At 66.8% G+C, this 24,617-nt stretch carries 20 protein-coding genes; 8 read left to right on the top strand and 12 right to left on the bottom strand.

Going from position 1 to position 24,617, the window contains the following annotated elements; all coding sequences use genetic code 11:
* Positions 1-90: 90 nt before the first annotated feature.
* Complete coding sequence (locus tag GPA27_RS20690; protein ID WP_169142377.1) at positions 91-1,695, bottom strand: putative bifunctional diguanylate cyclase/phosphodiesterase; 1,605 nt, start codon at positions 1,693-1,695, stop codon at positions 91-93.
* A gap of 135 nt (positions 1,696-1,830) precedes the next feature.
* A complete protein-coding gene (locus GPA27_RS20685; RefSeq protein ID WP_169142376.1) occupies positions 1,831-2,049 on the bottom strand; it encodes a hypothetical protein in 219 nt (72 codons plus the stop codon).
* A gap of 153 nt (positions 2,050-2,202) precedes the next feature.
* Between GPA27_RS20685 and nudC the strand changes: the two genes are divergently transcribed.
* From nudC to ahpF, 3 genes are all read left to right on the top strand, one after another.
* Positions 2,203-3,024 carry an NAD(+) diphosphatase gene (gene nudC / locus GPA27_RS20680; protein ID WP_169142375.1) on the top strand — a complete coding sequence of 274 codons (822 nt, stop codon included), beginning with the start codon at positions 2,203-2,205 and terminating at the stop codon, positions 3,022-3,024.
* 136 nt (positions 3,025-3,160) lie between these two features.
* Positions 3,161-3,724, top strand: coding sequence for an alkyl hydroperoxide reductase subunit C (gene ahpC, locus GPA27_RS20675; protein ID WP_169142374.1), 564 nt, complete (start codon positions 3,161-3,163; stop codon positions 3,722-3,724).
* A gap of 187 nt (positions 3,725-3,911) precedes the next feature.
* A complete protein-coding gene (gene ahpF, locus GPA27_RS20670; protein ID WP_169142373.1) occupies positions 3,912-5,468 on the top strand; it encodes an alkyl hydroperoxide reductase subunit F in 1,557 nt (518 codons plus the stop codon).
* Positions 5,469-5,655: 187 nt separating this feature from the next.
* On the opposite strand, the gene GPA27_RS20665 is transcribed toward ahpF, so the two are convergent.
* The 7 genes from GPA27_RS20665 to GPA27_RS20635 form a co-directional block, all read right to left on the bottom strand.
* Complete coding sequence (locus GPA27_RS20665; RefSeq protein ID WP_169142372.1) at positions 5,656-6,243, bottom strand: hypothetical protein; 588 nt, start codon at positions 6,241-6,243, stop codon at positions 5,656-5,658.
* A 244-nt stretch (positions 6,244-6,487) separates the two neighbouring features.
* Complete coding sequence (locus GPA27_RS20660) at positions 6,488-8,392, bottom strand: B12-binding domain-containing radical SAM protein (RefSeq protein WP_169142371.1); 1,905 nt, start codon at positions 8,390-8,392, stop codon at positions 6,488-6,490.
* 77 nt (positions 8,393-8,469) lie between these two features.
* Positions 8,470-11,244: a two-component system response regulator gene (locus tag GPA27_RS20655; RefSeq protein WP_169142370.1), complete on the bottom strand. Its 2,775-nt coding sequence runs from the start codon at positions 11,242-11,244 to the stop codon at positions 8,470-8,472.
* A 12-nt stretch (positions 11,245-11,256) separates the two neighbouring features.
* Positions 11,257-11,667 carry a response regulator gene (locus tag GPA27_RS20650; RefSeq protein ID WP_211165142.1) on the bottom strand — a complete coding sequence of 137 codons (411 nt, stop codon included), beginning with the start codon at positions 11,665-11,667 and terminating at the stop codon, positions 11,257-11,259.
* On the bottom strand, positions 11,664-13,145 hold the full coding sequence (locus tag GPA27_RS20645; RefSeq protein WP_169142368.1) for a PAS domain S-box protein: 1,482 nt from the start codon (positions 13,143-13,145) through the stop codon (positions 11,664-11,666). Before GPA27_RS20645 ends, GPA27_RS20650 begins: the two co-directional genes overlap by 4 nt.
* 159 nt (positions 13,146-13,304) lie before the next feature.
* Positions 13,305-14,771, bottom strand: a complete 1,467-nt coding sequence (locus GPA27_RS20640; RefSeq protein ID WP_169142367.1) for a GNAT family N-acetyltransferase — start codon at positions 14,769-14,771, stop codon at positions 13,305-13,307.
* 1 nt (position 14,772) lies between these two features.
* Positions 14,773-16,974 carry a toll/interleukin-1 receptor domain-containing protein gene (locus GPA27_RS20635; protein WP_169142366.1) on the bottom strand — a complete coding sequence of 734 codons (2,202 nt, stop codon included), beginning with the start codon at positions 16,972-16,974 and terminating at the stop codon, positions 14,773-14,775.
* Positions 16,975-17,349: 375 nt separating this feature from the next.
* On the opposite strand from GPA27_RS20635, the gene GPA27_RS20630 reads away from it, so the two are divergent.
* From GPA27_RS20630 to GPA27_RS20610, 5 genes are all read left to right on the top strand, one after another.
* Positions 17,350-17,643, top strand: a complete 294-nt coding sequence (locus GPA27_RS20630; RefSeq protein WP_050416353.1) for a hypothetical protein — start codon at positions 17,350-17,352, stop codon at positions 17,641-17,643.
* A 66-nt stretch (positions 17,644-17,709) separates the two neighbouring features.
* The gene (locus tag GPA27_RS20625) at positions 17,710-17,976 is read left to right on the top strand and encodes a hypothetical protein (RefSeq protein WP_169142365.1); all 267 of its coding nucleotides are present in this window, start codon (positions 17,710-17,712) and stop codon (positions 17,974-17,976) included.
* A 107-nt stretch (positions 17,977-18,083) separates the two neighbouring features.
* A complete protein-coding gene (locus GPA27_RS20620; protein WP_169142347.1) occupies positions 18,084-18,287 on the top strand; it encodes a hypothetical protein in 204 nt (67 codons plus the stop codon).
* 54 nt (positions 18,288-18,341) lie between these two features.
* Positions 18,342-18,626 (top strand): hypothetical protein, encoded by a 285-nt coding sequence (locus tag GPA27_RS20615; RefSeq protein ID WP_050416356.1) that lies wholly within the window; start codon positions 18,342-18,344, stop codon positions 18,624-18,626.
* 25 nt (positions 18,627-18,651) lie between these two features.
* Complete coding sequence (locus tag GPA27_RS20610) at positions 18,652-19,419, top strand: PP2C family protein-serine/threonine phosphatase (protein WP_169142364.1); 768 nt, start codon at positions 18,652-18,654, stop codon at positions 19,417-19,419.
* Positions 19,420-19,452: 33 nt separating this feature from the next.
* On the opposite strand, the gene GPA27_RS20605 is transcribed toward GPA27_RS20610, so the two are convergent.
* The 3 genes from GPA27_RS20605 to GPA27_RS20595 are packed head-to-tail and all read right to left on the bottom strand — an operon-like array spanning position 19,453 to position 24,606.
* Entirely contained in the window at positions 19,453-20,766 is a 1,314-nt protein-coding gene (locus GPA27_RS20605) for a sigma-54 interaction domain-containing protein (RefSeq protein WP_169142363.1), read from the bottom strand.
* Positions 20,763-23,834 (bottom strand): ABC transporter transmembrane domain-containing protein, encoded by a 3,072-nt coding sequence (locus tag GPA27_RS20600; protein WP_169142362.1) that lies wholly within the window; start codon positions 23,832-23,834, stop codon positions 20,763-20,765. Before GPA27_RS20600 ends, GPA27_RS20605 begins: the two co-directional genes overlap by 4 nt.
* A gap of 19 nt (positions 23,835-23,853) precedes the next feature.
* Positions 23,854-24,606 carry a peptidylprolyl isomerase gene (locus GPA27_RS20595; protein ID WP_169142361.1) on the bottom strand — a complete coding sequence of 251 codons (753 nt, stop codon included), beginning with the start codon at positions 24,604-24,606 and terminating at the stop codon, positions 23,854-23,856.
* Positions 24,607-24,617: the final 11 nt, after the last annotated feature.

Here is a 24,617-nt window from a genome sequence, read left to right as displayed (position 1 = left end):
TTGGGGTGGGGATGGGTTAAGCAGGCGCCGCAGGAACCCATCCCCCTCCTAACCTCCCCCTTGAAGGGGGAGGAACATCGCCGCCCGGACTTACGGGAGGCGGCGTGCCGCGGAGAACTGCTGCTCGAAGTCGTCCAGCGGCACCGGGCGGCTGAAAAAATAGCCCTGGAAGTTGCTGCAGCCGTGCACCGCGAGGAAGTTGCGCTGTTCGGCGGTCTCGACGCCTTCGGCGATCACCTCCAGCCCCAGGCTCTGGCCGAGCGCGATGATGGTGCGGACGATGGCGGCGTCGTTGGCGTTCTCGGTGACGTCGCGCACGAAGGACTGGTCGATCTTGAGCTGGTCGAGCGGCAGCCGCCGCAGGCAGGACAGCGACGAAAAGCCGGTGCCGAAGTCGTCGAGCGAGAACTGGATGCCCGTCGCCTTCAGGGTGGCCATCTTTTGCACGACCTGGTCGATGTTCTCGACGACCATGCTCTCGGTGAGCTCCAGCTTGAGGTTCGCGGGGTCTGCCCCGGTCGCCGTCACCACATCGAGCACCTCATGCTCGAACTCGCCCTGCTGGAACTGGCGTGCGCTGACGTTCACCGAAAGCTTCAGGTGGCGCGTCGCCGGATCGGCCTCCCAGGCCTTCAGCTGGCGGCACGCGGTCTCCAGCACCCAGCGGCCGATCGGCAGGATCATTCCGGTCTCCTCCGCCAACGGGATGAACTCGAAGGGCGGGATCATGCCGCGCTCGGGGTGCTGCCAGCGGATCAGCACCTCGGCGCCCTGGATCACACCGGCACTATCCACCTGCATCTGGTAGTAGAGCCGCAACTGGTCGGGCAGCGCCTTGCGCAGCCAGCCTTCCAGCCGCACCCGCTCCTCCAACGCCGCCTGCATCGTGGCGTCGAAGAAATGAATGCCGTCGCGCCCGTGGCTGCGCGCCTCGAACATCGACGCGTCGGCCTGCTTGAGCAGTTCATCGACGGTGCCCTCGGTGCCCGAGAACATGCTGATGCCGATGCTGACCGAGCTCTGGATCTCGTGTCCGTCGATATCGAACGGCTGCCTCACCACGGCCTGAATGCGCTCGGCGATCTCGCGCGCTGCGACCGCAGCGGCATCCTTTTCCGGGCTCAGGCCGTTGGCGACAACGACGAACTCGTCGCTGCCGACGCGCGCGACGGTGTCCTCGCGGTGCACGCTGGCAGCAATGCGGCGCGCGATCTCGACCAGCAGGCGGTCGCCGACTTCGTGGCCGCGCGTATCGTTGAGTGCCCGGAATCCGTCCAGGTCGATGAACAGCACCGCGCCGCGGGTGTCGGTGCGACGACCGGCCAGCAGCGATTGACCGAGGCGGTCGAACAGCAAACGGCGATTCGGCAGGCTGGTGAGCGAATCGTAGAAGGACAGGTTATGCACCAGTTCCTCGGCGTGTCGGCGTTCCGTCTCCGATGCGAGCTCGCGCCGCAGACTCTGATCCAGCCTGCCGACCAGGCGAATCAACAGGCCGTACAGCAACACAGCCGTGATTGCGACGAAGAACCAGCCCTTGCCCTGGCTGACCCTCACGATGAGATCGGGGTCGCGGAAGAGGAAACCCACCGCTTCGTCGGAAAGCAGGATCCACAGCGAAGCGAAGACTGCATACGCCAGGACGACCCTGAGTACGCCTGCCTTCGCATCGAGCATGCTGTCCTGTTCTCCCATCAACGAGCTTCCCCGAAACGACTGGCCCCCGCGACGTCGCAGCAGCCGGAATGATTCCTATTAGATCGCGAAACGGACGTATGCCGACAGGAAAAACTTCCGCCCGGCATTATGCGCCTTGCCATATGGGGTGGCTCAGAACGGCAGGCGACGCTTCGGAGGCTGGGCCGGCTTCTTTTCCGCCGGTGCCGCCACGGCCTTGACCGGCTTGCGCGGCAGGTTCATCTCCTCGCGGGCGAAACGCACCTTGCCTTCGAGCACGCAGCCGCGCATGCCGGGTTCGCACACCGCACCCTGTACGCGCTGGCACACGCCATCGAGGTCATGCGGACAACTCCATGCGCCGCTGCTCATGTCAAAACGCTCCCTTTCGCCGCCGAAGCAGCGAACATAGCCCAGGCGGGCCATATTCCCCATGAGCAATGTCAATTTCGGGCGGTGGTGTTGCGCACCTGCGGCACCCCGCGCATCATCACTGCAACATACCCGAACCCACTGCACACCCACATGTTCACACCCGGACATCGCTCGCCCGCCCCGCTCGACGACGACGACCTGAGCTTCGTCTTCCGCAACAACGCCTTGCTCGTGTTCGCAAGCGAAGGCGAAACCCGGGTGCCCGCACGCAGCGAGCCGGGCGGACTGGATCCGTCGGGCCCGCAGCACTACGTCGGGCGCCTCGCAAACCGGCACTGCTACGCCGCGGCCGTCGGACCCGAGGCACAGGCCCCCGACGGCATGGAATGGCGCGACCTGCGCGCCCTGTTCGGCCGGCTCGACGACATGACGTTCGGCGTCGCGGGCCGGGCGATCCAGATCGTGCAGTGGGACCTCACGCACCGCTACTGCGGCCGCTGCGGCACGGCCACCGCGCCGCATGCGAACGAGCATTCGCGCGTGTGCCCCGACTGCGGCCTTGCGCACTACCCGCGCCTCGCCCCGGCGGTGATGGCGCTGGTGCGGCGCGGCGACGAACTGCTGCTCGCGCGCTCGCCGCACTTTCCCGAAGGCATGTTCAGCGCGCTTGCCGGATTCGTGGAGCCGGGCGAATCGCTGGAGCAGACGCTGGCGCGCGAGGTGCGCGAGGAGGTCGGCATCGAGATCGCCAACGTGCGCTATTTCGGCAGCCAGCCCTGGCCTTTCCCGCATTCCCTGATGATCGCCTTCGTCGCCGATTACGCCGGCGGCGAGCTCGCGCTGCAGGCCGACGAGATCGAGGCCGCGGACTGGTTCGCAATCGACCGCCTGCCGCGCCTGCCGCACCGCGTCAGCATCGCGCGCCGGCTCATCGACGCGACCGTGAGCGAGATCGCCGCGCAGCGGGATTGAAGCGAGCAATCGTTACCACCTATCGAGTTAATTTTTTCATTCAATTGGAACTATCGAACACCGGTCGTTAGAGTGACACCCATCGAGCGAGACAAACCGCCCGGTCCTCTTACCCACTACGACACAGGAGTGCGACATGTCCCAGATCAACCAGCAAATCAAGCCCTTCAAGGCCACCGCTTTCCACAACGGAAAATTCGTTCCGGTCAGCGACGAATCGCTCAAGGGCCAGTGGTCGGTGGTGTTCTTCTACCCGGCCGACTTCACCTTTGTGTGCCCGACCGAGCTCGGCGACCTCGCCGACAACTACACCGAGTTCCAGAGGCTGGGCGTCGAGATCTACGCCGTGTCGACCGACACCCACTTCACCCACAAGGCGTGGCACGACAGCTCGGAAACGATCGGCAAGATCCGCTACCCGATGGTCGGCGACCCCACCGGCACGATCGCGCGCAACTTCGACGTGATGATCGAATCGGAAGGCCTGGCCGACCGCGGCACCTTCGTGATCGACCCGCAGGGCAAGATCCAGATCGTCGAGATCACCGCCGGCGGCATCGGCCGCGACGCCTCGGAGTTGCTGCGCAAGGTCAAGGCCGCGCAGTACGTCGCCAACCACCCGGGCGAAGTGTGCCCGGCCAAGTGGAAGGAAGGCGACGCGACGCTGGCCCCCTCGCTGGACCTCGTCGGCAAGATCTGAGTCGGCAAGTTAATCGTAGGGCGGGAGGAGCGCAGCGCATCCCGCCAATCCAGGCACCGAAGTCCACCCATCGGCCGCACGGCGGGATACGCCTTCGGCTCCTCCCGCCCTACGAAATCCGCATCAATTCCAGGACGCCACAAGCGCCCGCCCCAGAATTCCCCCGCATTTCACGGACGATCCCGCCATGCTCGACGCGAACATCAAGAACCAGTTGAAGACCTACCTCGAACGGGTCACCCAGCCGATCGAGATCGTCGCCTCACTGGACGACGGCGACAAGTCGCGCGAGATGCAGGCCCTGCTCGGCGACATCGCCGAACAGTCGAACCTGATCACCATCGTTGAACGCCGCGACGATGCCGAGCGCAAGCCCTCCTTCGCGATCAACCGCCAGGGCGAGGACACCGGCGTGCGCTTCGCCGGCCTGCCGATGGGCCATGAATTCACGTCGCTGATCCTCGCGCTGCTGCAGGTGGGCGGCCACCCGCCCAAGGTCGAGCAGGACGTGATCGAGCAGATCCGCGCGATCGACGGCAGCTACGAGTTCGAGACCTTCATCTCGCTGTCCTGCCACAACTGCCCGGACGTCGTGCAGGCGCTCAACCTGATGGCGGTGCTCAACCCCAACATCCGCCACACGATGATCGACGGCGCGCTGTTCCAGGACGAGGTCGACGCGCGCCAGGTCATGGCCGTGCCGACCGTGTTCCTCAACGGCAAGCACTTCGGCCAGGGCCGCATGGAGCTCGCCGAGATCGTCGCGAAGATCGACACCGGCGCCCAGGCGCGTGCCGCAGAAAAAATCGCAGCGAAGAGCGAGTTCGACGTGCTCGTCGTCGGCGGCGGACCGGCCGGCGCGGCCGCCGCGATCTACGCCGCGCGCAAGGGCATCCGCACCGGCGTCATCGCCGAACGCTTCGGCGGCCAGGTGATGGACACCCTCGCGATCGAGAACTTCATCTCGGTGACGGCCACCGAAGGCCCGAAGCTCGCGATGGCGCTCGAGGAGCACGTCAAGGAATACGAGGTCGACATCATGAACCTGCAGCGCGCGGCGGCGGTGATCCCGCAGCAGCACGGCTTCGAGGTCAGGCTCGAGAACGGCGCGTCACTGCAGGCGCGGTCGGTGATACTGGCGACCGGGGCGCGCTGGCGCGAGATGAACGTGCCGGGCGAGAAGGAATTCCGCGGCAAGGGCGTGGCCTACTGCCCGCACTGCGACGGCCCGCTGTTCAAGGGCAAGCGCGTCGCGGTAATCGGCGGCGGCAACTCGGGCGTCGAGGCGGCGATCGACCTCGCCGGCATTGTCGCGCACGTCACGCTGCTCGAATTCGCCGACACGCTGCGTGCCGACGCGGTGCTGCAGCGGAAGCTCGCGAGTCTGCCCAACGTCACGGTGATCACCAACGCGCAGACGACCGAGGTCACCGGCGACGCGAAGGTGAACGGCCTGGTCTACAAGGATCGCGTGTCGGGCGAATCGCAGCGCCTGGCGCTCGAAGGCATCTTCGTGCAGATCGGCCTGCTGCCGAACACCGACTTCGTGAAGGACACGGTCGAGCGCACGAAATTCGGCGAGATCGTCGTCGATGCGCGCGGCCAGACTTCGGTCCCGGGCCTGTTCGCGGCCGGCGACTGCACCACGGTGCCCTTCAAGCAGATCGTCATCGCGATGGGCGACGGCGCGAAAGCCTCGCTGGCGGCCTTCGATCACCTGATCAGGGAGTCCGTGCCGGCCTGATGTGCAGGGCGACTGCCGGGCCTTCTGGCGGGATGCGCTGTGCTTCTCCCGCCCTACGCTTGCTGATCAGGGAATCGGTCCCCGCCTGACGACGCAGGACCAATGCTGCAGAAGAAACTCCCGGCGCGACAGATGATCGTGCGCGCCGGGAGTGCGGATGACGCAGAGCTGCATCACCCGCGAAAACTCACGCGGCGACGCGGCGATCCGGGAAGTCGATGGCCGCTTCGCGCTGACGGCGCTCGGCGTACAACGAGTCCTCCAGCCCGACACGGCCAGAGGTGCGAGAATCAGCGGAATACTCGACCGGCACCTTGCCCGCCACCGCCGCGAGGTTGCCCTGTGCCGCGGCCAGCAGTTCGTAGCAGGACGCGGCGAGCGCCTCGGTCCGGCGCGCGTTCTGGGCGTGCAGCGGCGAGAATGCATCTTCGGACGACGCGGCGGGATCGGCCTCCTGCCGCAATGCCAGCTCGGAGATCGCGATGTTCGCGGCCTCGGTCTGGATCTGGTAGAGCCGTTCGCGCAGCGCCACGAGGGCGGTGTTCATGCGCGCGATCGTGCGCATCGTCGGCAGGCGCCGCGGCGCGCCCTCACCGGCGCTGTCCGTCCACTGCGCGAGTCCGTCATCGACGGTCGCGCGTGCGAGCTGCCACGCCACTTCGGCATTCAGGCGCTGATCCCACGCGACGTCGTTCGCCTCGGTTTGCCCGATGGGTGGGATGAACTCGTTCTCCAGATTGGGTGTGGAGAGTCGTTCGTTCGGTGTCATGCTCATTGCTGTCTCCTCCATTGAAACTCGTCCGGCTGCGGTCTGATGCCGACTTGCCTGTCGATGGTAGAACCATCACGTTGCGGAATTATTATCGAAATCAAAGACCTCTCCGATACCTCCGTTCGGGTAGCGGGACTACCCGCTTTCGGCACGGTCAACGATTCCGAATCTGTGTTTGAGCCCATTGCGCCGCGAAGGTTCGCAGCGCGATGCAGGTACCCGGCCCATCGGGTCGCCGCGGATGAGGTTAGCGCAAGGCCCGCTCGATGAAGTTGCGCGGTACGCGGGGGCGCGGAACGCGGTCGGAGAACCAGCTGCGCACGTCCTGTTCCAGCCCGATGCCGTGCATGTAGTTGTAGAGCGCCTTGTTCAGCGCCACGCCCAGTTGGTCGTGATCGACGCCGGTCGGGTCGATGAAGCGCACGTCGTTCTTCGCGAAGGTCACGGGCGGCAGCGGGACGAGCTTCACCCCGTATTCGTCCGGGTTCTGGCCGACCGGCGAATGCACCGTGCACGCGAAGCGGTGGAAGAAGCCGGACTGGATGCAGCCGGACTCGAACAGCTGGCGCACGTATTCGAGGGCGTCGACGGTGTCCTGCACGGTCTGGGTCGGGAAACCATACATCAGGTAGGCGTGCACGAGGATGCCGGCTTCGGTGAAGGCGTTGGTGACGCGCGCGACCTGGTCCACCGAGACGCCCTTCTTCATGAGCTGCAGCAGGCGGTCCGAGGCGACCTCCAGCCCGCCCGACACGGCGATGCAGCCGCTCTCGGCGAGCAGGCGGCACAGGTCCGGGGTGAAGGATTTTTCGAAGCGGATGTTGCCCCACCACGAGATCGCGACGCCGCGCTCGATAAGTTCCTGCGCGAGCGCCTTCAGGGCCTTGGGCGGTGCGGCCTCGTCGACGAAGTGGAAGCCCGTCTGCCCCGTCTCGGCGATGATCGCCTCGATGCGGTCGACCAGCGTCTTCGCGCTCGCGCCGTCGTAGCGCGAGATGTAGTCGAGGCTGACGTCGCAGAAGCTGCACTTCTTCCAGTAGCAGCCGTGCGCGACGGTGAGCTTGTTCCAGCGTCCGTCGGACCACAGGCGGTGCATCGGGTTGAGCATGTCGAGCACCGACAGGTAGCGGTCGAGCGGCAGGCCATCCCAGGTCGGGGTGCCGACTTCGGCGAAGGCGATGTCGGCCTCGCCGAGGTTCACGTAGCGCACTTCGCCCGAGTCGGCGTCGCGGAAGAAGGTGCGCACAAGCCGCGAACGCCCGCGGCCGCCCTGCAGGTGGTCGAGCAGCGCGAGGATCGGGCGCTCGCCGTCGTCGAGCGTCACGTAATCGAAATAGTCGAAGACGCGCGGCTCCGTCAGTTCGCGCAGCTCGGTATTGACGAAGCCGCCGCCCAGCACCGTGACGATCTTCGGGTCGCGCGCCTTGATCGCCTGTGCGATGCGGAAGGCGCCATACACTGCGCCGGGAAAGGGCACCGACAGCAGCACGACCTGCGGTGCATGGCGGGCGATCGCATCGAGCGCGAGTCCGCGCAGCGTCTCGTCGACGAGGTTGAGCGGCTCGGCGAGCGCCAGCGCCAGCGGCTCGAAGCTCGCCTGGCTCTGCGCCAGCGATTCGGCGTAGCGGACGAACTCGAAGCGCGGATCGACCGCTTCGCGCAGCACGTCGGCGACGTCGTTGAGGTACAGCGTCGCGAGGTGGCGGGCGCGGTCTTCCAGCCCCAGCGCGCCGAAGGCCCACGCGAGCGGGTCGCCGCCTTCGGGGTCGATGTAGACGTCCAGCGATTCGAAGCGCGAGCCCTCGGGCAGGAAGTTTCGCCCGCAGATGCGGTTCGCGAGGGTCGGGTCGCGGCCCTGCAGGAAGGCGATGGCCGGGCCTATCGTGATGCGATAGCGCTCGAACTGCGCGAGGAAGGCCCTCACCCGCGGGCTGCGCTCGCGCTCGGGCGTCGCCTCGATGCGATCGCGGATGGCGGTGAGGCCATCGCGCGACAAGAGGCGCAGCACGAGCGCGAGGGCGAGGTCCTCCTGCACCGCATCGACGCTGCGCGAACGCAGGAAGCCGGTGAGGTAGGCCGTCGAGGGGTACGGGGTGTTGAGTTGCGTCATCGGCGGGATCACCGACAGGACGCGCAGGGAAGTTTCGGACATGGGGGGCGGCACGAGGCCGGTTGTGCGGACCGTAGCAGCCGCATTCTAGTGCCAATGCGGGGAGCAAACGGTGAAAGCTAGTGCAGTGCCCCCGCCATCGACGGCAGCACGCAGCCCCCGTCGCGGATCATCCCGGCGAACTCCGCGGCGGGAACCGCACGGCTGCACAGGAAGCCCTGCATTTCGTCGCAGTGGTGGCGGCGCAGGAAGTCGAGCTGCGCCACGGTCTCGACGCCTTCGGCGACGACGGTCTGGTTGAGGCTGTGGGCGAGCGAGATGACCATGCGCGCGATCGCGGCATCCTCGGACGAAGTAGTGAGGTCGGCGACGAAGGACTGGTCGATCTTGACGCTGTCGATGAGGAAGCGCTTGAGGTAGTTCAGGCTGGAATAGCCGGTGCCGAAGTCGTCGAGCGAGACCAGGACACCGATTTCCTTGAGCGTGCGCAGGATCACGATGGTCCGCTCCGGGTTGCTCATCACGCCGCTCTCGGTGACTTCGAGGTGCAGGCTCCGCGCGGGCACCTCGGACGCGCGCAAGGCCTCGCCCAGCACGCCGACGAGATCCTCCTGCTGGAACTGCCGCGCCGAGACATTGACCGCGACGCTGACGCCCGTGAGCCCTTCCTCGCGCCAGGCCTTCAGCTGGCGACACGCGGTGTTGATGACCCATTCGCCGATCGGCACGATGAGCCCCGTTTCCTCCGCCAGCGGGATGAAATCGGCGGGCGACACCATACCCAGCACCGGATGGCGCCAGCGGATCAGCGCCTCGGCGCCGACCACGCGCCCGTTGGCGAGATCGACCTTGGGCTGATAGTGCAGTTCCAGCTCGTCCTGCTCCAGCGCGCGGCGCAGGCCGTTCTCGAGCTCAAGGCGTTCGAGCATGCGCGCGTTCATCTCGGGCGCGTAGAAGCGGAAGTCGTTGCGGCCCTGCTCCTTCGCGCGATACATCGCCACATCGGCATTCTTCACCAGCAGGGGCGCCGATTCGCCGTCGCGCGGATAGAGCGCGACGCCCAGGCTGCCGGTGACGACGATCTCGTGGCCCGACAGCTTCATCGGCGCCGACACGGCCTGCAGCACCTTGGCGGCGAGCGACGCGGCGTCGCTTTCGGCCCACAACTCGGACATGACGATCATGAACTCGTCGCCGCCGAGGCGTGCCACGGTGTCGCCCTGGCGCACGCAGGCTGCGAGGCGCCGCCCCACTTCGCAGATCAGTTCGTCGCCGACGACATGGCCGAGGCTGTCGTTGATGAGCTTGAAACGGTCGAGGTCGAGCAGCATCACGGCCACCGCGCCGGCGTTGCGCTGGGCGCGGATCATCGCCTGCTGCAGGCGGTCGTTGAGCAGGTTGCGGTTGGCGAGCCCGGTCAGTGCGTCGTGGTTGGCCTGCTGTTCGAGTTCCGCCTCGTAGCGCTTGCGGTCGGTGAGGTCGTTGAAAATCGAGATAAAGTGCGACACGCGCCCGCTCGGGTCGTGCATCGACGCGAGCGAGACTTCGTTCCAGAACAGCGAACCGTCCTTGCGATAGCAGCGCAGCACCACGCGCGCGTCGCGCCCGCGGCGCACGGCCTCGCGCAGGCGTTCGATGTCGGGCTGGTCCCAGTCGCTGCCGATCAGCAGACGCGAGTTGCGGCCGATGACCTCCTCCGGTGCATAGCCGGTCATCAGCGTGAAGGCGGGGTTCACGTACAGCACCGGATTGTCGGCGTCGCGGTCGGCCGCGCTGATCACGATGGCGTTGATGCTCTCGTCGATGGCGCGGTTGCGCAGGCGCAACGTCTCCTCGGTGCGCTGCTGCACGACGCGGGCGCGCAGCGTGTGGATGCCGTAGGCGATGTCGTCCGCCAGTTCGCCGAGCAGTTCGAGTTCGTCCGCGTCGAAGGCTTCCTTTTCGCGCGTGACGATGCACAGCACGCCGAAGATCTCGCGCTCGAACACGAGGGGCAGCACCGCGGCCGCCTGGAAGCCGCGTCCGATTGCCGCCTCGCGCCAGCGCCCCAGGCGCGGGTCCGACGCGATGTCGTGCACGATCTGCGGTTCGCGCGTGCGCACCGCCTCGCCCACCGGGCCGTTGCCACAGGCGTTGTCGCCCCACGAAAAGCGGAAGGATTTCAGCAGGCTGGCCCCCTCGCCCGCGGCGGCGACCGTCTCCACGGTGCAGTCGGCGTCGTGCCACGCCAGGCTCACCCACGCGATGCCGTAGTTCCCAAGCTCGACGAGGAAGCGGCACATGTCCGCGAGCAGCCGCCGCTCGTCGGTGGCGCGCACCAGCGTGCGGTTGCACTCGGCCATCACCTTGCGCGCGCGCAGCACTCGCCGCAGCTGCACCTCGACGAGCTTGCGGGTCTCGACCTCGCCCGCGAGATCCGCGGCGCGGCGTTCGAGCTCCTCGGCCTTCGCGGCGAGCTTGTCGGTGAGCACGCGCAAGTGCTCGCGTTCGAATTCGGCGTCGCTCGCGGGCAGGTTTTCCCTCGCGCCCTCCGCCAGCACATCGGCGATCGTCCGGACGATCTGATCCGGGTCGCATGGCTTCACGAGGATGCGCGACACGCCGAGGATGCCGGCGAGGTTGCGCACTTCGCGTTCCTGATAGTTGGCGGTGTAGAAGACCACGCGCGTGTGGGCGATCTCGGGATCGGCGCGCAGCCTGCGCACGAACTCGTAACCGTCCACGTTGGGCATGAGGATGTCGCAGATGACCAGCTGCGGACGCTGCGCCCGCACGATGGCGAGCCCTTCGGCGCCGTCGCCCGCCTCCAGCGCCTCGTGCCCCTCGTAGCCGGCCAGCGCGACGATGAGTTCGCGATTGGCAGCATGGTCGTCTATGACAAGAATCTTCGCCATCGGCACGCATCCTCACGGGTCGGCGGGCGGATCGGCCTTGCGCCGTCCGGCCTTAAGGTAGGCTTCGACCTCGCCGACGAAGGTCTCGGGAACGATGGGCTTGGAGATGTAGCCGTCGAAGCCCGCGAGCATTACCCGAGTCTGGTCGCCCGACATCGAGAACGCTGTGACCGCGATCACGGGGACATCGTTCAGGGCGACGTCCAAACGGATGTGTCGAAGCATCTCGAAGCCGTCCATCACGGGCATGCGCAGGTCGCTGACGATGAGGTCGGGGGGCGGCTCCTTGCGGGCGAGTTCCAGCCCCTGCCGGCCGTCCTCGGCGATCAGCACGATGTGCCCGGCCGCTTCGAGCAGGTAGCTGACGAGTTCGAGGTTCGCCGGGTTGTCCTCGACGAGGAGGATGCGCGCCGCCACGGTCATCCCTCCGGCAACACGAGCGCGAAGGTGCTGCCGACGCCCGGCACGCTCTCGACGGTGATTCGCCCGCCCATCTGCCCCGCGAGCTTCTGGCTCAGGTGCAGGCCGAGGCCGGTTCCCTCGGCAAACTTGCCGCTGCGCGGCGTGATGCGCGAGAACGGGGCGAACAGGCGCTGCAGGTCCTCCTCGCCGATGCCCATGCCGGTGTCGCGGACGCTGACCTCGACCAGCGCACGCTCGCCCTCCATGCGCCGCGCGAGCCGGATCGTGACGCCTCCGCGCTCGGTGAACTTGATCGCGTTCTGCACCAGGTTGATGAGGATCTGACTGAAGGCGCGCCGGTCGGTCGCCAGCCGCAAGGGCTCGTCGACGACCTCGATGGCGAAGGCCAGCCCCTTCCCTTCCGCCCCGGGGCGCAGCGTCGCCGCCACGTCCTCCACGACCGCCCGGCAATCCAGGGGTTCGACCACCAGCTCGACCTTGCCGGCCTCGATCTTCGCGATGTCCAGCAGATCGTTGATGAGTTCGAGCAGATGCTGGCCGCCGGACTGGACGCGACGCAGCTGCCTTTCCTGCACCTCGTTCAGGGGCCCCGGCAACTTCATCAGCAGCGTGCCGGTGAAGCCGATGATCGCGTTGAGCGGCGTGCGCAGCTCGTGGCTCATGCTCGCGAGGAAGCGGTCCTTCGCGGCGTTTGCCTTCGCCAGTTCGACGTTCTTTTCGTGCAGCGCCTGCTCGATGCGCTTGCGTTCGGTAATGTCGCGGATCGCACTGGTCACCAGCGTGCCCTCCCCCGTCTCCAGCGGACTGAGTCCGATCTCGACCGGAAACTCGCTGCCGTCCTGTCGCAGGCCGTACAGCTCCAGCCCCATGCCCATCGTCCGCGTGCGCAGCTGCCCGAAGTAGGCCGAACGATGCGCGACGTGCCCGCCGCGCAGGCGCTCGGGCAGCAGGACTTCCACCGGCTGGCCGCGCAGGCGTCCCGCCTCGTAGGCGAACATGGCCTCGGCCTGGCTGTTCGCGAACACGATGCGCCCCGACGCGTTGATCAGCACGATCCCGTCGGGCATCGACTCCAGCAGCTTGCCGTAGCGCGCCTCGACGAGCTTCGCGTCGCGCAGCACCTTGAGCTGCGTGACGTCCTGCATCCCGACGATCAGGTACTGCGGCCGCCCCTCGCCGTCGCGCACGGTCTTCGCACTGATCGAGACGTAGACCAGCGAACCGCCCTTGCAGCGCCGCAGCGATTCGATCGCGGCAAGGCCGTTCTCCAGCGCCTCGCGACGCATGCCGCGCTCCTCTTCGGCCCGGTCGGAGGGCACGACGAGATCGAGCAGATCCCGCCCGACGACTTCGTCCGCCAGGTAACCGAAGATGGCTTCGGCGCTCCTGCTCCAGTGCAGGACGCTCCCCTGCGGCGATTGCACCACGAATGCATCGGGCGCCTCGTCCAGCAGCAGACCGCAAACGTCCATCGCCATGTGCACTCCCCGGTTCGCGAACGCGACGCGGATTCGGGGAGATCGCTCCGTGTTGCGGAGATGAATCCCCATCCATGACGTATCTATAGCAAATCGACGCCCGATATCCAACCGCTTTTGTCGGGTAATAGCCCTGACAAAAGCATGGTTTTCAAGCACCTACATGCATCCTCGGCCCCTCTCACGACCGCTGTCGGCCAGCGTCCGCAGCACCCGCCGATAGCAGGAAGAGGCCGCAGGATTGCCGATCGCATAAACGGAGACGAGGATTTCCCGCAGCGCGCGGCACACGAAGTCGCGCTCGAGGCGGTCCGGCTCGCGCCGCATGCCGAAGGGTTTGAACAGCAGGTGCAGACGTTCCGGCGCGCCGCCCGGCGACGCCTCGCCCACCGTCGGCGGGCGGTAGTCGCACGGCACGGCGACGAAACCGATGTGCCGGAACACCGCCACCGCTTCCGCTCCGCATTCGATGAACCAGCCTTCCGCGGACGTCCCGTCCTGCCTCATGCGCGCCTCGATGCGTGCGACTACCCGGCGCAGCAGGCCGCGCCCGCGCAGGCCTCCTGCAAGGACGAGATAGCCGCCGAATCCGGCCGTCGGCAGCGTGAAGAAACTCGCCATGCCCTCGGCCGGGGCGTCCGGTGCGGTGCGCAACAGCCACAGGTGGTAGTGCGCCGCGCCGCTGTCGCCGAGCGCGAAGGCCGCGGCAAAATCCTGCTGCGCGGCGACGCGGCCGGGGACGGGAATCGCCGCGCGGGCGATCGCGGCCGCCGTCGCGATGCCGTCCGGGCGCCGATCCGGCGCCGACACGACTTCGACCACCAATCCGTCGGTCGGGTCCTCGCCTGCGTAGCGATCGAGCGGAACCAGCGCGACGCGCGGACGCGACGCGAGCGCGTGGGACATCGCGAGGAAATCGCGGTCCGCAGCGGGGTCCTCGATGCGCATCGCCCAGCGCAGATACTCCGCGACGACGAGTTCGACCCATTGCGAGCGGAAGCCCGACCGCGGCACGCGCCCGAACGGCCGCATGATCAGCAGCAGGCAGTCGACCGGCTGCTGTCCCGCCGACAGCGCCGGTTGGACGTAGGGGAATTCGAGCACGCCGAAGCCCCAGCGGCCCCAGATCGCCGCGCGCCGGAAGGGGTCCATATTGTCGGGCGTCGCGGGGCGGAGGAACGGATCGTTCATCTCGGCGACCACGGCGGCCAGGCGCGCGCCGTGCCGACGGGCGTCCCGGCGCAGCAGGCGGACCGCCTCGTCCAGGAGTGCGCGGCCGATGCCCGACTCGCGCCGGTTCGACGCGACGAACAGGAACTCGATCACGCCCGCACGCGGCCGGGCGAGATAGTCGAACACGACGCCCCCGACCGCTTCACCGTCGCATTCGGCGACGACGATGTGGTAGTTGTTGTCGCCGTACCAACCCTGCGCCTTCAGCGCGAGATAGCGCCGCATGTTGTCGAGCGACTCGCGCTCGTCGGGGTCGGGAAACTCCGCGACGTAGCGCTCGCGGTAGAAGCGCTCCAGCGCCGCCAGCCCGGCCGACGAGGCGTCGATCTTGCGGAAGCGCACGCTGGGCGCCCGGGAGCCTGCGGCGACGCGCGGCCCTCCATTTTCGCCCATGTCAGCGCTTGGATTTCTGCCGCTGCAGCTGGTCGACGTAGCCGAAGTAGTCGGCGACCAGCTCCGGCAGGTGACAGGACGAGAAATAGCCGGCGAGCCCCCAGGGCCGCTGCGCGGGGTTGTCGGCACTCCCCGGCACGACCACGGCCGCGGCAAAGTCGCGATCGCTCTCTGCCTCGAGTCGCTGGCGCAGCAACTCGGGCAAGGGATCGGCCGACGGGTAGCGGATCGCACAATCACAGCCGGAGTAGTCCGAACTGCACACGAGGTGGAAGCGGATGCCGCTGGCGACGTCGTCGGCGTCGAAGAACTCGGCCCGTCGCTCCCACACCTGACGCAGCAACTGAACGCTGTTCTCGACCACCGCGCGCCGCTGGAAATGCAGCGCCGCCGGGTCGGCCACGTTGGCGTGCACAAAGACCGGCAGCAGGTTCTCCCACAGGCGGGCGTCGCCGACACGCACGCGCTCGACCGGGCTCTCCGGCCATGACGGATAGGGCTTGCGGCGCAGCAGGCGCGGGCCGATGTCCGGGGAGGACCGGTCGGGCCGGGCGAGCGCGACGAGAAACATCATCCACAGGTAGGCGGAGAAGTACACACGCGTCTCCTCGACGGCGTGGTCGACAGACTCCAGCTGCAGCACGAGACCGTCGGAATGATGCGCGTGCTGCGGACCGTCGCCGCACCATAGGCTCGCCTGCGCGGCGGCCATCGGATACTTGCGCGGCGGAGGCTCCTCGCCGGAATCGTCGCGTTCCAGCTCGTCGATCAGGTCCAGCGTCGCTTCGTCGTCCGGCGCGCGCTTACCCTGGTCGCTTCCTTCGCGCTGGAAATCCGGCCCCCAGCGCAGCCGCCCGGTGAGTTGCACCAGCTTCGCGCCGCGTCCCTCGGCGGCGAGATCCGCCACCAGGGGGCCGAGGGTGCGCGGTTCGTCGTTGTCGGCGACGTCGAGCTCGATCAACGGCAGCGAGTTGTTTTCGTCGCCGTACCCGTACTGGTACGCAAAACGCCCCTGCCACTGCGCACAGCGGCAGATCGGGATGCTGGGCCCCCATACCAGCCAGCAGTTCCACTGCGAGGCCTGCAGGCTCTCGAACGCCCCCGAGCGCCCGCCCGCCTTGGGAATCGAATGCCGGTAGGCGTTGAGGACCGGGCGCCAGTCGTCCTCGAAGCGCGACAGCAGCCCGGCGACGAGGAACTGCGGCGCGATGAAGCCGAGGTTCACCCGGATGCGCGCGAGCGTCGCGATGGCATCGCGCGCAGGGGTGTCGCGCACGGTCCGGGCAACCGCATCGAAGTAGCTCTCCCACAGCGCCTCACGCTCTCGTGCAAGCATGAAGAACAGCGACTTCATCTCGATCACGCTGCCGCTGAAGTCGCCGTCGTGCGCGCCGCGCTTCAGCTCGCTGGCGAGACGCTGTGCGGTCTCATCGTCTTCGAGGCCATCCAGCGTCGCCTGCAGCTCCAGTATCGACGTGGGCGCATCGGCACGCAGCAGCTGATACTCGACGAAGAGGCGCACCGCGCAGAGAAGCGCCTCGCCCGACAGCTTGCAGTACGCGGCCAGACGTTCGACGCTCCGCCGCGCGAAGGGCTCGCGCTCCTCGACAGCAGTCTCCTGCAGCAGCGTCGCCACGAGCAGCGACGCGGCCGCGCGCGCATGTGCGTCATCGTTTGCCTGCTTGCGACCGTTCCCGGCGACCGCTTTCGCGTCGCTCGCGTCGTCTCGGAGGATTCCCGCGATTTCGACCATCAGGTCACTGAGCCTGCGGCTCACCGCGACCGATTTCTCGCTGCCGAACTCCGCCAGCGCCTTGATCTTGCGCGTCTTCTCGTCCCTTTCCTTGGGCCGCAGCTCGGTTTCCCTGAGCCAGCCGATCACTTCCCACGCACTCGGGAGGATCTGCACCGGAATTACGCGCAATCCTTCCTTGCTGCGCTCAAGCAACTTGGGCAGTTCGGTCTTGCGGATGAAACCGGAGCTCAGGAAAGACGGGCTGATCAGCAGCAGCGCGAGGTCGGCCTGCGCGAGCGCGGTCTCGATCTCCGGCAGCCACTTGTCGCCGGCGCGGATGCCCTTGCGGTCGATCCACACCTCCACCTCGATCGGGTCGTGCAGGCCCTGCAGATGCTTCACGACGACGTCGCACCATGCGCCGTCGTCGTGGCTGTAGCTGACGAATACGTTCACGGTCCGGCTCATGGGGCCCCCGCCTGTTCAGGTGATCCAGCCAGATGATCTATTAACCACGATAGACCACGCGCGGGCGAATGCCGATGGTGCCGCGCCGGGGCCGCAAGCGCGTGCCCGCGGCGTCGTCGGCCACGGGTGTTGCCCGTCGGCAGACAGCGGCACGGCGAGGTGTTCGCCGCTGCCCACCAGTTCGCACCGCCCGGCCACGATCATGCGCCCGCACCGCCTCCGGAATTTCGATTTAAATCGTTATTTTTCAGTACGTTGCACGATATTCATCGCTCTTCTGAAATTCTGGCACGGCGCCTGCAATAGGAGTTTCGAGCGCGCGAAAGTGCTCGAAAGAAATCACCGACCCAAGACCGAAACCCAAGGAGAGCCATCATGAAAACCCTGACCATCAACGACCTGCCGATGACCGAAGAACTGGGCCGCGAGGCAATGAGCGAAGTGCGCGGCGGCATGCACGCGATGTACTACACACCCTTCTACTGGGGGGGCTACGTCGATGCCTCCACGACGAACGAGTCGTTCAGCGCCCTGCAGCAGATCAACCAGGGGCAGAGCGTGGCGACCAACGTCGGCAACAACGTCGCCGTGCTGGCCGGGATCGCGTCCCCGTCGGTGCCGGTCACCGCGACGCAGAACGCCAACATCAACAACCACGTCCACTTCTGAACGTAACCGAATCAGGTGGAGGCCCCCGGGTCTCCACCGATCCACACCAATATGAGGAGCACTACCATGTCGTCGATCATGATTCGCGATCTGGCCCTGAGCAAGGAACTCGACAGCGGCGAAATGTCAGCCGTTCGCGGAGGCGCGCTGGGGCCCATCGCACATCTTCCCTTCGCAAACGTGAACGTCAATGTCGGCATCAACCAGACGATCGCACAATTCCAGAATATCCAGGTCAATGCGCTCAACAACGTGGGCGTGATCGGGGCCGACCTCGGCTTCGAACTCGACCTGAATGCGGCGCAGATCGCAAACCCGGTCATCGCAATCTAGGGCAACGGAGGCCCGCGGCCTCCCTTGTCGATCAGAGGGTCGAATCGCGTGACCTATACTGAACCATCGTCGATCGTCACCCCAACCACGTACCGTCAGGAAAAACCATGGCCACCATCGTTATCAAGGACTTGCCGGAAAACATGGACCTCGATCGCGAAGCGATGCAGGCAATCACCGGAGGCGCGCGTCTGCGCGCCAGTCCGGCTGCCTCGGTCCGCGCCCCCCGCTTTCCCGAGCTGTCGCGTGACGCCGGTGCCGCGAGGCCCGACACGCGGCGGCGTCCCGCGATGAGCACGCTGTTCAAATAACCCCTGCGCACCGAAGCCGACCGCCCTGATCGACATCGAATCCGGAGAAATATCATGTCCGCCATCGCCATCCACGACCTCAGCATGAATCGCGATCTGGATCGCGCCGCACTGGCGTCCATCAAGGGCGGCGGCGCGCCGTGGGTCTACGGCTGGATCCGCCCCTTTGTGTCGTCCCAGCCCAGCTTCGGCCGGTCGGTGAACTACTACCAGATCAGCAACACGTTCGTCGCCGACCAGATGGTCAATCAGTTCCAGGTCATCGACATCACGAACACGGCCGCCAACTCGACGATCAGCGTCGGCGTGGGCGCCGACGGCAACGCGCTGAAGCAGTAGCCGGGCCCCATCTGGGGAGACAAGCTTGACCGGCCCAACTCCGATTCGCTGGACCTCCGCCGCACGCTGCCACGTCGGGCTGGTGCGGGAGGTCAATGAGGACTCCTTCCTCGACCGCCCCGAGCGCGCGCTCTGGGCGGTCGCGGACGGCATGGGCGGGCACGACGCGGGCGACCTCGCGAGCGGCATGGTGGTCGCCACGCTGGACGGACTGCCCGCCTTTTCGAGCCTGACGAACCTCGTCGACGCGGCACGCGAGCGGCTGCAGGACGTCAACCGCCGGCTTCGCGCGGAGGCGCTGATGCGCGATGTCTCGATCATCGGCAGCACGGTCGTCGCCCTGCTCGCGTGCGAACGCTACGGCGCCTATCTGTGGGCCGGCGACAGCCGGATCTATCTGTATCGCAAAGGCAGGCTCACCCTGCTCAGCCGCGACCACAGCACACTCGAGGAGCTCCGGGCGCGCGGCTTTCCGGTTGGCAACGACGCGCTGCAACCCGGCCACAACCTGATCACCCGCGCGGTGGGCGCCGTCGACGTCCTCGCTCTCGACCAGGGCGCGGTCGTGGTCGGCGACGGCGACATCTTCCTGCTGTGCAGCGACGGACTGAGCAATCTGGTGAGCGAGGAGGACATCCGCGACAATCTTGCCGCGGGCGACTGCCGCCAGGCGGCCGACGCGCTGGTCGACCTCGCCCTGAAAGCCGGTGGGCACGACAACATCACCGCCGTCGTCATCCGTGCCGACGACCCCGACTGCTCGGACATGACGGTGCTGAATCCGGCGCTGTAACGGGGCTGCGCCACGCGCCCGCAGAGTGGCCCCTCAAGTTGCCCCCTCAGTACCGCCCTCGCCGCGCGAGGAATTCCCCTTGCGGAAGTCCTTCGAGTGGATGCCGTGCTTCTTCAACAGCGTCTGCAGGTGCGACCGGTTCATGTCGCAGCGGCGGGCCAGTTCGGCCACCGTTCCGCCCACCTGCTCGAGCCCGCGTTCCAGGAACAGCTTTTCGGCTTCGTCGCTCGCGACCCGCTTGGCGTCGCTGAGCGAGGTCGCTTCCGCCGCGGCTGCCGCGCCGGCCGCGGGAGCCGGCGCCGCCGGCGAAACCGCGGACGTAGGGCGGATGTCGGGCGGCAGGTGTTCGAGGTCGGCCGTGTCACCGGCGAGGCAGGAGAGGCGATAGATCATGTTGCGCAGCTCCCGGATGTTGCCGGGATAGCGATAGCGCAGCAGGAAGTCGCGCAGGCGCGGCGTCATCTTGATCGGCCGGCGCTTGAGCGCCTCTGCGGCCTCGTCGCCGAAGAAGGCGAACAGCAGCGGGATCTCGTCGCGGCGCTCGCGCAGCGGCGGCAGGGTCAGGTGGATGACGCTGAGGCGATAGAACAGGTCCTCGCGGAACGTGCCCTCCTCGCTCAGGCGGCGCAGGTTGCGGTTGGTCGCGGCGACGATGCGCGCATCGACCGCGATCGGCTCGTCGGAGCCGACGCGCTGGATTTCGTGCGATTCCAGCACCCGCAGCAGCTTCACCTGCCCGGGCAGCGGCAGTTCGCCGATCTCGTCGAGGAAGATGGTGCCGGTGTGCGCGCTTTCGAACTTGCCCTTGCGGTCGCTGACGGCGCCCGTGAATGCGCCCTTGCGATGACCGAAGAGTTCGGACTCGAGCAGGTTGTCCGGAATCGCCCCGCAGTTCACCGAGATGTAAGGCTTGTCGGAGCGCGAGCCGTTGGCGTGGATGACCTTCGCCATCAGCTCCTTGCCGGTGCCGCTTTCGCCGTCGATGAGCACCGGCAGATCGGTCGGCGCGGCCTTCTCGGCTATTTCCAGGGCTTCGAGGAGCTGCGGATTGTCGCCGAAGGCGCCCTCGAACACGAAGCTGCGATCGAGCAAGGCGCGCCGCCGCGCACCCGGCGCGAGGTCGACCGGCTCAACCTCGGTGGCCGCCGCCTGCACGAAGCGCTCCTTGTGCGAGAGCTGCATCACCTCGTCACGCAGCGTGTTCGCCTGGCGCAGCAGCTTCTCGATCTCGGGCCGCGCGAGGGTCGAGGCCCAGCGCAGGGTCGAGCGCAGGATCTCGATCTTCTCCAGCAAGCCTGCGTAGGAGATCGCCGAACTGCCGCGCGAAGCTGGAGGGATGATCTTCATGCCGCCGCCAGCTGCTTCTGCACCAGTTGGTAGTACATGCCTTGCCGCGCGACGAGCTCGTCGTGCCGCCCCTGCTCGACGATCGCCCCTTCGTACAGCACCAGGATCTTGTCGGCGCGCATGATCGTGCTCAATCGGTGCGCGATAATCACCGCGGTGCGCCCCTTGAGGATCTCCTGCATGTTGCCGATGATGTTGCTCTCCGACTGCGTGTCGAGCGCGGACGTCGCCTCGTCGAACACCAGCAGGCGCGGGTCGTGGTACAGCGCGCGGGCGATGCACAGGCGCTGGATCTGGCCGCCGGAAAGCCCCATTCCGCGCTCGCCGACGATCTGCTCGTAACCGAGCGGCAGCTTGCGGATGAAGGCGTGGGCGTCGGCCATCTTCGCCACCTCCTCGATGCGCCGGCGGTCGGGCGTCTCGTCACCGCTGGCGATGTTCTCGGCAATGGTCCCCGAGAACAGCAGGTTGCTCTGCATCACGTAGCCGACCTGGGCGCGGTAGTACTCCTTGTCGATCACGCTCATGTCGTAGCCGTCGACCACGATGCGCCCGTCGGACGGCGGGTAGAATCCGACCAGCAGCTTCGCCAGGGTCGTCTTGCCCGAACCGCTGCGGCCGACGATGGCGATCAGTTCGCCCGGCTTGATGTCGAAGCTGATGTTCTCCAGCACGTACGGCGTGTCGTTGCCGCCGTAGCGGAAATACACGCCTTCGAGGCTGATCTCGCCCTTCAGGTCGGGCAGCACGACGCGCGAGGCGACGTCCCCGGGGCGCTGTTCGGGCTCGATGTCGAGCACGTCGCCGAGGCGTTCCATCGCGACCGCCGCGTCATTGACCTGGCTCCACAGCGCCACCAAGCCCATCAGCGGCGCCAGCACGCTGCCCATCATCGCGTTGAAGGCCATCAGCTGACCGACCGTGAGTTCGTGCGCAAGGACCTGATTGGCGCCGACCCACAGGATCGTGATCGTGGTCGCCGAGTTGAGCAGCTGACTGACGAAGCCCACCCCCACGTTGAACATCTGCGCCCGGTACTGCACCGCGAGCGCCTTGGCGTATTTCTTCTCCCACTTCAGGCGCACCGGGCGTTCGATGCCCATGCCCTTGATCGTCTCGACCCCGCCGAGGGCCTCCATCAGGAAGGCCTGCGCTTCGGTCGAGGCGCTGAACATCTCGCGCGCGTAGTTCTTGACCTTGGGCGTGACGACCACCGTCAGCACCATGATCGGGATGACGAAGGCGATCAGCAGCAGCGTCATCTTCACGTTGTAGAGGAACAGGATCGTGAAGTAGATGAACACCATCAGCAGGTTCAGCACCGTCGTGACCGTCGACTCGGTGAGGAAGGCGCGAATCGTCTGGTTTTCCTGGAAGCGCGCGAGGATGTCGCCGGTCTTGCGCTTGGCGAAGAAGGAGAACGGCAGCGACATCGTGTGCTTGAAGAACTGCGACATCATCGCGAAGTCCATGTTGCGCACCATGAAGTTCGCGAGAAACGCGCGGATCGTCGACATCAGCTGCGTCGACAGGTTGGTGATGATCAGCCCGGCGATCAGCAGGTGCAGCAGGCTCACGTTCTCATGCACGATCACGCCGTCGAGGATGTTCTGGATGATCAGCGGCGGCACCACGCCCAGCACCTGGATCACGAAGGTCGCCATCACCAGGTGGGCGAGGATCTTCTTGTACGGGCGCAGGTAGCCGACGAAGCGAATCCACGGCGAGCGCGCCGCCGCCATCTGCACGAGGTTCTGCCCCGGCGCGAACAGCAGGCAGGTGCCGCTCCAGCCGCGCTCGAAGTCCTCGACCGCCAGTTGCCGGAAGCCGAGCGCCGGGTCGGCGATCCACACCTGCTTCTTCGAGACGCCGTAGACGACGATGTAGTGGTAGCCCTCCCAATGCGCGATGAAGGGCAGCTCGAAGCCCTGCAGCGCGTCGAAGGTGCACTGCACGCCGCGCGTCGTGAAGCCGAGCGACTCGCCCGCGCGCGCGAGGCTCTCCAGCGTCGCGCCCTGCGTCGTGACGTTGGCGAGTTCGCGCAGCTTGCCCAGCGTCATGGGAATGTCGAAATGGCGGCAGATCATCGCCAGGCAGGCGGCGCCGCAGTCCATCTCCTCGGCCTGCTCGACCAGCGGGAAGCGGCGGATCACCCGCTCGCCCATCTCCGGTTTCGACTGCAGGTCGAGCATGACCTTCAGCTTGCGCCGGTCCGCGAGCTTCTTCTGGCGCTCCAGCTCGCGTTCGACGAAGCGGATGCGCTCCTCCAGCACCTCGCGCAGCTTCGGATTGCGCTCGAGGATCAGGTGCACCGATTTCTCCGGCACGACCAGCAGCGTCGTGTCGGTCGTGGCGATGACGGAGGCCATCTGCTCCTGGCGCATCATGCACGCCTTCTCGCCGAAGATCTCGCCGTGGCCCAGCGTCGCGAGCACGTACTCGTTGCCCTGCTCGCTGCGCACGACGCGCACCTCGCCGTGGCGCACCACGTACAGCCGGCGGTCCTCGCGCCCGTCCTGCTTCAGGATCTCCTTGCCCGCCGCGACGCGCTTGACGCCGACGCTGCGCACGAGCTCCTCGAGTTCCTTCTTGTCGACCTTGCCGCGCAGGTCGAAGAGCCGCGCGACCACGCCCCCCGCGGACCCGATCGCGACGTAGCTGGTGATGAAGGCGAGCGCGGCGGGGTTCTGCGCGATGATCGGTTCGATCGCCTTGCGCGGCACCAGCAGCAGCTCGGTCTTGGCCGAGGCGCGCGCCGAGAATTCGTGGCGGTATTCGCGCAACATCGCCATCTCGGCGACGACCTCGCCCGTCTTGCGCACGCCGAGGCTCACTTCCTTGCCGTGCTCGTCGGCGAAGACGCGCACCGAGCCGGAACGGATCACGAACACGCCCTCGGCCGCCTCGCCCGCGTTGCAAACCGTCTCGCCGAACGCGAGGAAGCGCGACTGGCACTGCTCCGCGAGGCGCTCGAGCTCGTCGCGCGTGAAGGGCGACAACAGCTCGACGGACGCCAGGAAGTCGGCGAGCGAGTCAGTTTGTGGCGGGGTTTTCGGGGGTGCGTCCATGGTCTGCCGGCCTCGTGTGCTAACGCACTTCGATGACGTGTTCCTGCGCCCGCGCCGCCAGCCAGGCATCGCGCAGCAGGCGCCGGATCTCCGCCGCGGTGTCGCCGTCGAGGCGTGCCGGGTTCTTCGCGTTCACGAGGAAGATCTCGAAGAACGAGCGGTCGGACGCGGCGAAAGGTCCGAGCAGGTCGCCGACGTTGGCGTTGAACACCTTGGCCTCGATCTCGGTCTTGAGCGAGCCGCGCAACACCGTGCCGATGTAGCCGCCCTGTTCACGCGTGTCGGCCATCGAATGCTCGCGCGCCAGCTCGCCGAAGCTGTCGGGATCGTCGGCCAGCAGCGACATCATTTCCTTCGCCTGGCCTTCGTTCTCGAGCACGATATGGCTCACCTCGATGCTGTCGAAGCGCGGCGAATTGAGCTGGAAGAACTCCTCCACCGCCCGGTCGCTGCAGACGTGCTGCATCATCTTTTCCTGGTACAGGCCGTCGATGATGAATTCCTCGAACTCGTCGAGGCTCACGCCCAGCGCGTCGAGGTAGCGATTCATGTCGGCCGCGCGATGCAGGCCCAGCACGCGCCGGTACTGGTCCGCGCGCTCCTGGATTTCCTCGGGCGACACCGGAATCCCCTGCTTCTTCGCCGCATGCACGGCCACCCGGTCACGCACGATCTCGTCGACGAGACCCTCGAAGCGTCCCGTCAGCTTCAGGATCCGCACGAATTCCTCGGTGCCGATGTTCTCATCATCGATGCGCACGATCGCCGTCATGTCATGTGCTC

The organism is Aromatoleum toluolicum (assembly GCF_012911005.2).
Taxonomy (GTDB): Bacteria; Pseudomonadota; Gammaproteobacteria; order Burkholderiales; family Rhodocyclaceae; genus Aromatoleum; species Aromatoleum toluolicum.
Note: the sequence above shows the minus strand (reverse complement) of the source record. Positions and strands in the feature narration are given on the sequence as shown.

Coding starts and splice junctions, on each gene's coding strand:
- GPA27_RS20690 (WP_169142377.1), bottom strand. CDS start 1,695: ATGGGAGAACAGGACAGCATGCTCGATGCGAAGGCAGGCGTACTCAGG.
- GPA27_RS20685 (WP_169142376.1), bottom strand. CDS start 2,049: ATGAGCAGCGGCGCATGGAGTTGTCCGCATGACCTCGATGGCGTGTGC.
- nudC (WP_169142375.1), top strand. CDS start 2,203: ATGTTCACACCCGGACATCGCTCGCCCGCCCCGCTCGACGACGACGAC.
- ahpC (WP_169142374.1), top strand. CDS start 3,161: ATGTCCCAGATCAACCAGCAAATCAAGCCCTTCAAGGCCACCGCTTTC.
- ahpF (WP_169142373.1), top strand. CDS start 3,912: ATGCTCGACGCGAACATCAAGAACCAGTTGAAGACCTACCTCGAACGG.
- GPA27_RS20665 (WP_169142372.1), bottom strand. CDS start 6,243: ATGAGCATGACACCGAACGAACGACTCTCCACACCCAATCTGGAGAAC.
- GPA27_RS20660 (WP_169142371.1), bottom strand. CDS start 8,392: ATGTCCGAAACTTCCCTGCGCGTCCTGTCGGTGATCCCGCCGATGACG.
- GPA27_RS20655 (WP_169142370.1), bottom strand. CDS start 11,244: ATGGCGAAGATTCTTGTCATAGACGACCATGCTGCCAATCGCGAACTC.
- GPA27_RS20650 (WP_211165142.1), bottom strand. CDS start 11,667: ATGACCGTGGCGGCGCGCATCCTCCTCGTCGAGGACAACCCGGCGAAC.
- GPA27_RS20645 (WP_169142368.1), bottom strand. CDS start 13,145: ATGGCGATGGACGTTTGCGGTCTGCTGCTGGACGAGGCGCCCGATGCA.
- GPA27_RS20640 (WP_169142367.1), bottom strand. CDS start 14,771: ATGGGCGAAAATGGAGGGCCGCGCGTCGCCGCAGGCTCCCGGGCGCCC.
- GPA27_RS20635 (WP_169142366.1), bottom strand. CDS start 16,974: ATGAGCCGGACCGTGAACGTATTCGTCAGCTACAGCCACGACGACGGC.
- GPA27_RS20630 (WP_050416353.1), top strand. CDS start 17,350: ATGAAAACCCTGACCATCAACGACCTGCCGATGACCGAAGAACTGGGC.
- GPA27_RS20625 (WP_169142365.1), top strand. CDS start 17,710: ATGTCGTCGATCATGATTCGCGATCTGGCCCTGAGCAAGGAACTCGAC.
- GPA27_RS20620 (WP_169142347.1), top strand. CDS start 18,084: ATGGCCACCATCGTTATCAAGGACTTGCCGGAAAACATGGACCTCGAT.
- GPA27_RS20615 (WP_050416356.1), top strand. CDS start 18,342: ATGTCCGCCATCGCCATCCACGACCTCAGCATGAATCGCGATCTGGAT.
- GPA27_RS20605 (WP_169142363.1), bottom strand. CDS start 20,766: ATGAAGATCATCCCTCCAGCTTCGCGCGGCAGTTCGGCGATCTCCTAC.
- GPA27_RS20600 (WP_169142362.1), bottom strand. CDS start 23,834: ATGGACGCACCCCCGAAAACCCCGCCACAAACTGACTCGCTCGCCGAC.
- GPA27_RS20595 (WP_169142361.1), bottom strand. CDS start 24,606: ATGACGGCGATCGTGCGCATCGATGATGAGAACATCGGCACCGAGGAA.